General features: G+C 70.9%; 9 protein-coding genes and 1 pseudogene. 8 read left to right on the top strand and 2 right to left on the bottom strand.

What is annotated here, in order from left to right; all coding sequences use genetic code 11:
* Positions 1–103: 103 nt before the first annotated feature.
* The 4 genes and pseudogenes from KME77_RS25820 to truB all read left to right on the top strand — a co-directional run bounded on the left by KME77_RS25820 (position 104) and on the right by truB (position 3040).
* The gene (locus KME77_RS25820) at positions 104–400 is read left to right on the top strand and encodes a DUF503 domain-containing protein (protein ID WP_219471542.1); all 297 of its coding nucleotides are present in this window, start codon (positions 104–106) and stop codon (positions 398–400) included.
* A 41-nt stretch (positions 401–441) separates the two neighbouring features.
* Positions 442–876: pseudogene (gene rbfA, locus KME77_RS25825) on the top strand (30S ribosome-binding factor RbfA); the annotation flags it as partial.
* A gap of 161 nt (positions 877–1037) precedes the next feature.
* Entirely contained in the window at positions 1038–2171 is a 1134-nt protein-coding gene (locus tag KME77_RS25830; protein ID WP_308250903.1) for a DHH family phosphoesterase, read from the top strand.
* Positions 2171–3040 carry a tRNA pseudouridine(55) synthase TruB gene (gene truB, locus KME77_RS25835; protein ID WP_219471536.1) on the top strand — a complete coding sequence of 290 codons (870 nt, stop codon included), beginning with the start codon at positions 2171–2173 and terminating at the stop codon, positions 3038–3040. Before KME77_RS25830 ends, truB begins: the two co-directional genes overlap by 1 nt.
* 15 nt (positions 3041–3055) lie before the next feature.
* Here the strand turns inward: truB and KME77_RS25840 are convergent, their stop codons facing one another.
* Positions 3056–4072 carry a TRM11 family SAM-dependent methyltransferase gene (locus KME77_RS25840; protein WP_219471537.1) on the bottom strand — a complete coding sequence of 339 codons (1017 nt, stop codon included), beginning with the start codon at positions 4070–4072 and terminating at the stop codon, positions 3056–3058.
* Between the two features lie 92 nt (positions 4073–4164).
* Here KME77_RS25840 and KME77_RS25845 point away from each other — a divergent pair, with 92 nt between their 5' ends.
* The 4 genes from KME77_RS25845 (at position 4165) to KME77_RS25860 (ending at position 9553) form a co-directional block, all read left to right on the top strand.
* Entirely contained in the window at positions 4165–5100 is a 936-nt protein-coding gene (locus KME77_RS25845; protein ID WP_219471538.1) for a bifunctional riboflavin kinase/FAD synthetase, read from the top strand.
* A 216-nt stretch (positions 5101–5316) separates the two neighbouring features.
* Positions 5317–5586 (top strand): 30S ribosomal protein S15, encoded by a 270-nt coding sequence (gene rpsO, locus KME77_RS25850; protein WP_219471539.1) that lies wholly within the window; start codon positions 5317–5319, stop codon positions 5584–5586.
* Positions 5587–5859: 273 nt separating this feature from the next.
* Positions 5860–8193 (top strand): polyribonucleotide nucleotidyltransferase, encoded by a 2334-nt coding sequence (locus tag KME77_RS25855; protein WP_219471540.1) that lies wholly within the window; start codon positions 5860–5862, stop codon positions 8191–8193.
* Between the two features lie 49 nt (positions 8194–8242).
* Positions 8243–9553 carry a M16 family metallopeptidase gene (locus KME77_RS25860; RefSeq protein ID WP_219471541.1) on the top strand — a complete coding sequence of 437 codons (1311 nt, stop codon included), beginning with the start codon at positions 8243–8245 and terminating at the stop codon, positions 9551–9553.
* Between the two features lie 84 nt (positions 9554–9637).
* On the opposite strand, the gene KME77_RS25865 is transcribed toward KME77_RS25860, so the two are convergent.
* Positions 9638–10567 (bottom strand): alpha/beta fold hydrolase, encoded by a 930-nt coding sequence (locus KME77_RS25865; protein WP_308250904.1) that lies wholly within the window; start codon positions 10565–10567, stop codon positions 9638–9640.
* Positions 10568–10708: the final 141 nt, after the last annotated feature.

The following is a 10708-nucleotide window of genomic DNA, read 5'->3' on the forward strand; positions in this document are numbered from 1 at the left end:
GGCGGACCATCCGCCGGGCGCCTCTCGCACGCCCCGGCCTGGTTCCCACCGCAGCAGGCCGGGCGTGCGCTTTCCACACCAGCCAAAGCGGTGGTTACCGACGATGTATGTGGGTGCTCTTACCCTGGACATCCTGCTCGGCGACGTCAGGTCGCTGAAGCAGAAGCGCTCTGTCGTGCGGCCGCTGGTCGCCGAGTTGCAGCGACGTTATCCCAGCATCGCCGTGGCCGAGGTCGGCCATCTGGACCTGCATCGCAGGGCGGAGGTCGGCGTCGCGGTGGTTTCCGCTTCCGCGGGTAACTGCAAAGAGGTGATGGACGCCTGCGAGCGAATGGTGGCCTTCCGCCCTGAGATCGAGCTGTTGTCGGCGCGGCAGCGGCTCTACAACGACGAAGACTGAATGACTGCACGACGTTCGGTCGTGCGTGAGGGGGAGCGAACATGGTGGACGCAGCGCGGGCGCGCAAGCTCGCCGACCGCATCCAGCAGATCGTCGCCGAGATGCTGGAGCGGCGGATCAAGGACCCGCGTCTGGGCTTCGTCACCGTGACCGACACGCGGATCACCGCCGACCTGCGCGAGGCCACGGTCTTCTACACGGTGTTCGGCTCCGACGTCGAGCGGGCCGACAGCGCCGCCGCCCTGGAGAGCGCCAAGGGCGTCATCCGCTCGGAGGTGGGCCGCCAGACCGGTGTGCGCTTCACCCCGACGCTGACGTTCAAGCACGACCCGCTGCCCGACAGCGCGCGCCAGCTCGACGAGCTGATCAACGCCGCCAGGGCGAAGGACGCCGAGGTGGCGCGCAAGGCAGAGGGCGCCGCCTACGCCGGGGAGGCCGACCCGTACCGCAAGCCGGACGACGAGCTGGACGCCGAAGGGCCCGGTTCTGAGGGGCCCGGTTCTGAAGGGCTCGGTTCCGAAGGGCGTGGCGCCGGAGGGCTCGGCAAGCTGGACGACGAGTTCAGGCCGGGCGGGCAGGGCGCCAACGGCAACGGCAGGCCGGACGAGGACGGGTTCCCGGCCAAGTGACGCCCGACGTGCGTGACCGGACCGCCCGCCCGCCCCGCGCGGAGGCGGCAGGTTCCGTGGACGGCCCGCTGCCGCCCTCCGGGTCGGTGATCCCGGAGGCGGCCTGGCGGCGGGCCCTCGACCTGATCGGCGAGGCCGACGAGATCGCGATGGCCTGTCATGTCTCGCCCGACGGCGACGCGCTCGGCTCGATGCTGGCCGTCGGCTCGGTGCTGCGCGCGATGGGCAAGCGGGTCGTCACCTCGTTCGGCGACCGGCACTTCACGGTTCCGCGCCTGCTGGGCTTCCTGCCGGCCCAGGACCTGCTGGTGCCGCCGTCGGAGTTCCCGGCCGCGCCGGAGCTGATGATCACGTTCGACTCCTCGACACTGGACCGGCTGGGCCTGCTGGGCGACAGCACCGCGCACGCGCGCGAGGTCATCGTCGTCGACCACCACCTGTCCGGCACCGGCTTCGGCACGCTGAGCCTCATCGACCCGCACGTCGCCGCCACGGCCGTGCTGGCCGAGCAGCTGATCTACCGGCTCGGCGGCACCCTGGACCGTGACATCGCCACCTGCCTGTACGCGGGCCTGGTGACCGACACCGGCTCCTTCCGCCACTCCTCGACCACGCCCGAAGTGCACCAGATGGCCGCCCGGCTGGTGGCCACCGGCCTGCGCACGGACGAGATCGCCCGCGAGCTGTGGGACCGTTCCCCCTTCGGCTACCTCAAGGTGCTGGCCGCCGCGCTCGACCGGGTGAGGCTGGAGGGCGAGCTGGTCTGGACGTACGTGACGCGGGTGGACCGGGCCGCGTACGGGCTGCCGTACGCGGAGCTGGAAGGGCTCATCGACATCGTGCGGCGCACCGACGAGGCCGAGGTGGCGGCGGTGCTCAAGGAGGACGACCAGGGCGCCTGGCAGGTGTCCACCCGCTCCAAGGGGGCGGTGGACGTCGGCTCGATCTGCGCGGCGCTGGGCGGCGGCGGCCACCACAACGCGGCCGGGTTCACCTCGCACGACACCGTCGACGACACGATGGCGGCCATGCGCGCCCTGCTGCCCGGCCTGGCGACACCGCCGGACCCGGCACCACTGCCTGAATCATCACTGCCTGAATCACCACTACCGGACACGAACACGCGGGACGGGGAAGCCTGATGGCCGAAAGCGGCTTGATCATCGTCGACAAGCCGGCCGAGTGGACCTCCCACGACGTCGTGGCCAAACTGCGGCGGCTGGCCGGCACCAGGAGGGTCGGCCACGCCGGCACGCTCGACCCGATGGCGACGGGTGTGCTGGTGGTCGGCGTGGAGAAGGCGACCAGGCTGCTCGGCCACCTGGCGCTGACCGAGAAGGTGTACGTCGCCACGATGCGGCTCGGCGTGTCCACCAACACCGACGACGCCGAGGGCGAGGTCACCTCCACGGCCTCGGCCGCCGCCGTGAGCGAGGCCGAGGTGCACAAGGGCGTCGCCGCGCTCACCGGCGACATCATGCAGATCCCGCCGCAGGTCAGCGCCATCAAGGTGGACGGGCAGCGGGCCTACAAGATGGCTCGCGCCGGTGAGGAGGTCGAGCTGTCCGCGCGGCCCGTCACCGTGCGGGAGTTCTCCGTGCTGGACGTCCGGCCGCACGACGGCGTGATCGACGTCGACGCGACCGTGACCTGCTCCAGCGGCACCTACATCCGCGCGCTGGCCCGCGACCTGGGCGCCGGGCTCGGGGTCGGCGGGCACCTGACGGCGCTGCGCCGCACCCGGGTCGGCCCCTACGGACTGTCGCGGGCCAGGACGATCGACCAGCTCGCCGAGGAGTGCGTGGTCCTGCCCATCGGCGAGGCCGTGTCGGCGGCCTTCCCGCGCAGGGACCTCACCTCGGACGAGGCCAGGGTGGTCAGCCACGGCGGACGGCTGCCCGCCGCGGGGCTCGGCAAGGGGCCGATCGGCGTGTTCGGGCCGGAGGGCGAGCTGCTCGCGCTGGTGGAGGAGCAGGGGCGCATCGCCAAGCCCCTGGCCGTGTTCGCCTGAGCGGCCAGGCCCCGCTCAGGGCTTGCGGGCCACCAGGATGTCGCGCACGATCGCCTGGTCCACCCAGTGCTCGAACCCCGGCAGCTCCGCCACCTCCAGCCCCGCCGAGCCGAGGATCGCGCCCAGCTCCTCGCGGCTGCCGCCGTAGGTGTTCCAGGAGATGCCCAGCGCGCCGCCGGGCCGCAGCAGCTCCGCCCAGCCGGGCACGGCCTTGGCCAGCAGCTCCAGCGGGCTGCGGGACAGGCCGCCGCCGCCCTTGCTGCCGTGCTGCACCCCGTAGGGGGCGTCGGTGACGACCACGTCGAACGAGCGCGGCCTGAAGAACTCCCGCGCCCGCAGGGTGTCGGCGTTGACCACCGCGACCTGCTGGGTGTCGCCCGCCTTGTAGGCCTCCTTGGACCCGGCGAAGGAGACGTTCAGGCGCCGCCCGACCAGCGCCCGCTCGCGGCGCACCGGCACGGTCTCGGCCGTGTGCTTGAAGCGCTTGTTGCGCAGCCACATCTTCAGGAACCCGGTGTAGGCCTCGAAGTCCTTGCTGTCGACGTCCACCCCATAGGCGTCATATCCGTACATGAGGGCTTGGTTGAGCGTCGTCCCCCGCCCGCACAGCGGGTCGAACACCGACAGCCGCTCGTCCAGCCGCCGCTCGCTCGCCAGCACCGTGACGTTCAGCAGCAGCTTGGTGAAGTGCTCGTTCGTCTTGCCGGCGTACTTCTGGATGGTGATCAGGTCGCTGCTGAGCCGGTCGAGCGGCGCCATCGTGAGCGGGCGCAGCAGCTCGCCCTCGACGCCGAACAGGGCGTAGGCGGAGGACAGGTTCGACAGCAGCGCGACGTCCCCGGCCGGCAGCGGCGCGCCGGTCTCGAACGTCACGTACGGCAGGCCGCCGATCACCGCCTCGCCGATGCCCGACACCTGCGACTCCAGGGCCCGGTCGCCGAAGACGGCCAGCTCGCCGAGGGTCAGGCGGACCGAGCTCTCGCCGTAGACGCGGTTGAAGGCAGGCAGGATCAGGAGTGCGTACTGAGGCATGGTGCGACCGATAGTACCGCCGACGAGCCCCCCTCGATTGGAGCTCCCGTGGCGGCGCATGGCAGGCTTGAGGGGTTGATCCGCCACAACGAATGGGGCCGGGCGTGCAGGGTTCGGAGAGGTCCGTCGTCACGATCGGCGTGTTCGACGGCGTCCACCGCGGGCACCAGCAGGTGATCTCACGCGCCGTGACCGTCGCCCGCGAGCGCGGCCTGCGCGCCGTCGCCATCATGTTCGACCCGCATCCCGTCGAGGTCGTCCGGCCGGGCTCGCACCCGGCCCGGCTGACCACGCCGTCGCACCGGTCCGAGCTGGTGGCGGGGCTGGGCGTGGACACGGTGAGCGTGGAGGAGTTCACGCCCGAGCTGGCCAGGATGAGCCCCGCTGAGTTCGCCCAGAGCGTCCTGGCCGACCGGCTGCGCGCCGCCGCCGTCGTCGTGGGGGACAACTTCACCTTCGGCCACCGCGCGGCAGGCGACACCGGCACCCTGGCCGCGCTGGGCGAGAAGTACGACTTCATCGTCGAGGCGCTGCCGCTGCTCGACGGCATCTCCTCCACGCGGGTGCGCGAGCGGCTGATGGCGGGCGACGTCGAGGGCGCCGCCGCCGACCTGGGGCGCCCGCACCGGGTGGAGGGCGTGGTCGTGCGCGGCTACCAGCGTGGCCGCCAGCTCGGCTTCCCCACCGCCAACGTCGAGACCCCGCCCCGCACGGCCATCCCCGCCGACGGCGTCTACGCGGGCTGGCTGCAGTGCGTGCCGGTCGCCAACCTGCCCACGCTGTACGAGGGCGAGCGCTGGCCGGCCGCCATCTCTGTCGGCACCAACCCGACCTTCGAGGGCGTGCCGCGCACCGTCGAGGCGTACGCGCTGGACCGCGACGACCTGGAGCTGTACGGGGTGCACGTGGCGGTCGACTTCGCCGCCAGGCTGCGCGGCAACACCCGGTTCGACTCGATCGAGGCGCTCGTCGCCCAGATCCACGCCGACGTCGAGCAGGCCAGGCGGCTGACGCGGCACTCGGGCTGACGCGGGACTCGGGCTGAGCGGATCCGCTCGCGGGCTGAGCGGACCCGCTCGTTCAGGGCTGAGCGAGCATGGGGCCGCGGGTGATAGCCTTGCATGTCGGTCCTGTGACGACGGCGCTGCGCGCTGTTCCGATGGCCTTCACGCGGCGACTGTAGGCACGCACGGTCGTTCGCTACTCTCAAGTATTCGCGCGTGTCCATAGCTCGAAGGAGAGCCGTGTCCCTCGACACCGCTGCCAAGAAGACCATCATCGCGGAGTACGCGACCGCCGACGGCGACACCGGTTCGCCCGAGGTGCAGATCGCGCTCCTCAGCAAGCGCATCAGCGAGCTGACCGAGCACCTGAAGACGCACAAGCACGACCACCACAGCCGTCGTGGCCTGCTGCTGCTCGTCGGGCGCCGGCGCCGCCTGCTGAAGTACCTGCAGAAGGTCGACATCGCGCGTTACCGTTCGCTCATCGAGCGGCTCGGTCTGCGCCGATAGAGTGAGAGGGAGCGGCGTTCGCGTCGCTCCCTTCTTCCTTGCAAGATCGGCGCGTCGAGCGCCGCACAACTGAACATTCGAGACACACTTAGAGCCCCCGCGTCCGCACAAGCACCATGCGACCCGCGACGCATGCGGGCCGGTCCTCGGTAGTGGCTTCCGGTAGCAGAAAGACATCTGACCGGGCGCTTCGATCGAAGACCGGCGCTGCACCTAACGAGGGTGCCGGTGAGAAAGAGGGCGCGGGAGACCGACCGACCAAGGAGGTCCCCCGTGGAGGGTGTCCACACCGCTGAAGCCGTCATAGACAACGGCTCTTTCGGCACGCGCACGATCCGGTTCGAGACCGGTCGCCTCGCGCGTCAGGCGGCGGGTTCGGCCGTCGCCTATCTCGACAACGAGACGATGATCCTGTCCGCGACCACCGCCTCGAAGTCGCCCAAGGAGAACCTCGACTTCTTCCCGCTGACGGTGGACGTCGAGGAGCGCATGTACGCCGCCGGGCGCATCCCCGGCTCGTTCTTCCGCCGTGAGGGCCGTCCCTCCGAGGACGCCATCCTCACCTGCCGCCTCATCGACCGGCCGCTGCGCCCGTCCTTCGTCAAGGGCCTGCGCAACGAGATCCAGGTCGTCGCCACCGTGATGGCGCTCAACCCCGACCACCTGTACGACGTCGTCGCCATCAACGCGGCGTCCCTGTCCACCCAGCTCGCCGGGCTGCCCTTCTCCGGCCCGATCGGCGGCGTGCGCGTCGCGCTGATCGACGGCCAGTGGATCGGCTTCCCGACGCACCACGACCTGGAGCGGGCCACCTTCGACATGGTCGTGGCCGGGCGGGTGCTCGCCGACGGCGACGTCGCGATCATGATGGTCGAGGCCGAGTCCACCAAGGACACGCTCAAGCTGGTCGCCGAGGGCGCCGTCGCGCCCAACGAGGAGACGGTCGCGCAGGGCCTTGAGGCGGCCAAGCCGTTCATCAAGGTGCTGTGCGAGGCGCAGTCGCGCGTCGCGCAGGTCGCCGCCAAGGAGACCGCCGAGTACCCCGTCTTCCTCGACTACCAGGAGGACGTCTACACGGCCGTCGAGAGCGCGGTCAAGACCGAGCTGTCCAAGGCGCTGACCATCGCCGGCAAGCAGGAGCGCGAGGGCGAGCTCGACAAGGTCAAGGCGCTGGCCGGGGAGAAGCTGCTGCCCGAGTTCGAGGGCCGGGAGAAGGAGATCTCCGCCGCCTTCCGCTCGGTGATGAAGAAGCTCATGCGCGAGCGGGTCGTCAAGGAGGGCCTGCGCATCGACGGCCGCGGCACCAAGGACATCCGCGCGCTGTCCGCCGAGGTCCACGTGGTGCCGAGGGTGCACGGCTCGTCGCTGTTCGAGCGGGGCGAGACCCAGATCATGGGCATCACCACCCTCAACATGCTGCGCATGGAGCAGGTCATCGACACGCTCAACCCCGACCGCACCAAGCGCTACATGCACAACTACAACTTCCCGCCCTACTCCACCGGTGAGACCGGCCGGGTGGGCTCGCCCAAGCGCCGCGAGATCGGCCACGGCGCGCTCGCCGAGCGGGCGCTGATCCCGGTCCTGCCCACGCGCGAGGAGTTCCCGTACGCGATCCGGCAGGTCTCCGAGGCCCTCGGCTCCAACGGCTCCACCTCGATGGGCTCGGTCTGCGCCTCCACGATGGCGCTGCTCGACGCCGGTGTGCCGCTCAAGGAGATGGTCGCGGGCATCGCGATGGGCCTGATCGGCGAGGGCGACGAGTACGTCACGCTGACCGACATCCTCGGCGCCGAGGACGCCATGGGCGACATGGACTTCAAGGTCGCCGGCACCAAGGACGTCATCACCGCCCTCCAGCTCGACACCAAGCTCGACGGCATCCCCGCCAGCGTGCTGGCCGCGGCCCTCAAGCAGGCCAAGGGCGCCCGCCTGGCGATCCTCGACGTGATGCAGGAGGCGATCGACTCCCCGGCGGAGATGAACCCGACCGCGCCGCGCATCATCACCATCAAGGTCCCCGTGGACAAGATCGGCGAGGTCATCGGCCCGAAGGGCAAGATGATCAACCAGATCCAGGACGACACGGGCGCCGAGATCACCATCGAGGACGACGGCACGATCTACATCGGCGCCACCGACGGCCCGGCGGCCGAGGCCGCGCGGTCGGCGATCAACGGCATCGCCAACCCGCACATGCCGGAGGTCGGCGAGCGCTACCTGGGCACGGTCGTGAAGATCGCCGCCTTCGGCGCGTTCGTCTCGCTCATGCCCGGCAAGGACGGCCTGCTGCACGTCTCCCAGATCCGCAAGCTGCACGGCGGCAAGCGCATCGAGAACGTCGAGGACGTCATGGGCGTCGGCGAGAAGATCCAGGTCGAGATCGCCGAGATCGACGGCCGGGGCAAGCTGTCCCTGGTCCCGGTCGAGGTCATCGAGAAGGAGGCCGCCGAGAAGGAGGCCCGCGCCGAGTCCGGCGAGTCCTCCGGCTCCGACGACGCTCCGGCCGCCGCCTCGGACGACAGGCAGCCGCGCGAGGACCGTCCCCGCCGTACCCGCACCCGGGTGCGCGCGCCCCGCAACGAGGGGGACGACCGCAACTCGTGACCGAGCGCACCCAGGGAGTTTCTGTCACGGGGCCCGCCAAGGAGGCCCCGTGACCACCACCACGCTGCATCCCGGCCGTGACGGGGCCGGGATCGTCAAGCGCACCGTCCTCCCCGGTGGGCTGCGTGTGGTGACCGAGACCATGCCGACCGTACGCAGTGTCGCGGTCGGCATGTGGGTGGGCATCGGCTCACGTGACGAGAACCCCGAGCACATGGGGGCCACGCACTTCCTCGAACACCTGCTGTTCAAGGGCACCCCCACGCGCGACACCATGGAGATCTCGGCGTCCATCGAGGGCATCGGCGGGGAGATCAACGCCTTCACCGCCAAGGAGTACACCTGCTACTACGCGCGGGTGCTCGACGAGGACCTGCCGGTCGCCGTCGACGTGCTCGCCGACGTGGTGACCAGCTCGCTGATCACCCCCGACGACGTCGAGTCCGAGCGCGGGGTGATCCTCGAAGAGATCGCCATGCACGACGACGACCCGTCCGACGTGGTGCACGAGCAGTTCGCGGCGGCGCTCTACGGTGACTCGCCGATCGGGCGGCCCATCCTCGGCACCGTCGAGTCGATCAACGCGATCGGCCGCGACCGGATCGCCGAGTACTACCGGCACTACTACCGTCCCCGCCGCACCGTCGTCTCGGTCGCCGGGAACGTCCGCCACGAGGACGTCGTCGAGCTCGTCGCCCAGGCGTACGAGCGGGCCGGCGCCCTGGGCGGCCCTCTGGAGTCCGAGCCGCCGCGCACCAGCGGCCCCGGCGCGCATACGCACTCTGGCGTCCGGGTGCTCGACCGGCCCACCGAGCAGGCCAACCTGGTCCTCGGCACCACCGGCATGTCCCGCACCGACGACCGCCGCTTCGCCCTCGGCGTGCTCAACGCGGCGCTCGGCGGCGGCATGTCCTCCCGGCTCTTCCAGGAGATCAGGGAGAAGCGCGGGCTGGCCTACTCCGCCTACAGCTACACCTCGGCCTACGCCGACACCGGCCAGTTCGGGATCTACGTCGGCTGTCTGCCGTCGAAGATCGACGACGTGCTGAAGATCTGCCGGGACGAGGTGGCCCGGGTCGTCACCGACGGCCTCGACCTGGACGAGATCGGGCGCGGCAAGGGGCAGATGCGCGGCGGCCTGGTGCTCGGGCTGGAGGACACCGGGTCGCGGATGTCGCGGATCGGGAAGAACGAGCTGGTCTACGACGAGCTGCTGTCGGTGGACGAGGTGCTGGCCCGGATCGAGGCGGTGACGCCGGAGGAGATCGCCGAGGTGGCGGCCGACGTGCTGACCCGGCCGTTCACGCTGGCGGTCATCGGGCCGTACGGCGACAAGGACTTCTCCAGCGCGATCGCCTGACCGGCGTGACGGATCCGGTCCCGGACGGCGCACCCGCCCGTCCGGGACGGCCGCGGGCCGCTCGCGTCGGTTCCGGGATCGGGGTCATTCGCCGTTCGCCTGGGCGGTGACCCGCTGGACGGCCTGGACGGCGACGTCGGGCTGGTCCACGTAGATGTAGTGCCCGCTCTTCGCGGCGGTGCTCAGCTTGGCGCCGGAGGACAGCGCCAGCCACTTGCGCTGGCCGGCCGCCCAGGCCCGCTCCAGGCGGGAGCCGTACGTGGGGATGGCCGCGAGGTACGGCTGCCCGTGCTGGATCACCTCGACCGGGATGTTCCCGGCGGAGTCCACCCTCCCGTCGGAGATGGCCAGCTTCTCCGGGTTCTGCCCCTGGAACACGGCCAGGTTCTGCGCGCGCAGCTGGGCCGCCTGGCCCTTGGCCGACTCGGGGATCGCCTTGGAGATGTCCGCGATCATGGTCGAGGGGGTGGCGTCCATCAGGACCAGTCCCTTGACCCTGTCCCGGTGCTGAGGGGTGTACCTGGCGGCGATCAGCCCGCCCAGCGAGTGGCCCGCCAGCACCACCGGCCGGTCTCCGGCGATCTGGTCGAGCACCCCGGTGAGGATCTTCCCGGTGCCGGCGAAGTCCTGCGGGCCGGCGGGCTGGTCGCTCGCGCCCGCCCCGAGCCTGTCGTAGGAGCAGACCCGGTTCTTCTCACCGAGGGTCTTCTGCAGGGCGGCCATCTTGCCCAGGTCGTCACCCATCCCGGGCAGCAGGACGACGACCGGCCGGCCCTTGGCCAGGTTCCCGGCGCAGGACACGTTCACCGAGCGGCCGGCGACCTTGAGCTTCTTCGTCCCGGAGAACGACTCGATCGCGGGCTTCGGGGTCGCGGCCGCGAAGGGGTCCCACTTCTCCACCGCGTCGCCGTCGCAGCCGGCGACTCCCGCGCCGAGCACCGCGCAGCACAGTGCGGTCAGAGCGGATGCCTTGATCTTGCCGAGCATGAGGTCCTCCAGAGAGAGCGCCGACACCGAGCTGAGCCACCCGGCAGGGAAGGCGGCCGAAGCGCAGTGGCCACGCCGCAACGCTAGAGAATCGACGGTCCCGCGATCGTCACCGTCCGGTGGACACTCTTTGTCCCCCGTGTGAGCTACCTGGAGTGTCCACCGGGC

Source organism: Nonomuraea rhizosphaerae, assembly GCF_019396405.1.
Lineage (GTDB): Bacteria > Actinomycetota > Actinomycetes > Streptosporangiales > Streptosporangiaceae > Nonomuraea > Nonomuraea rhizosphaerae.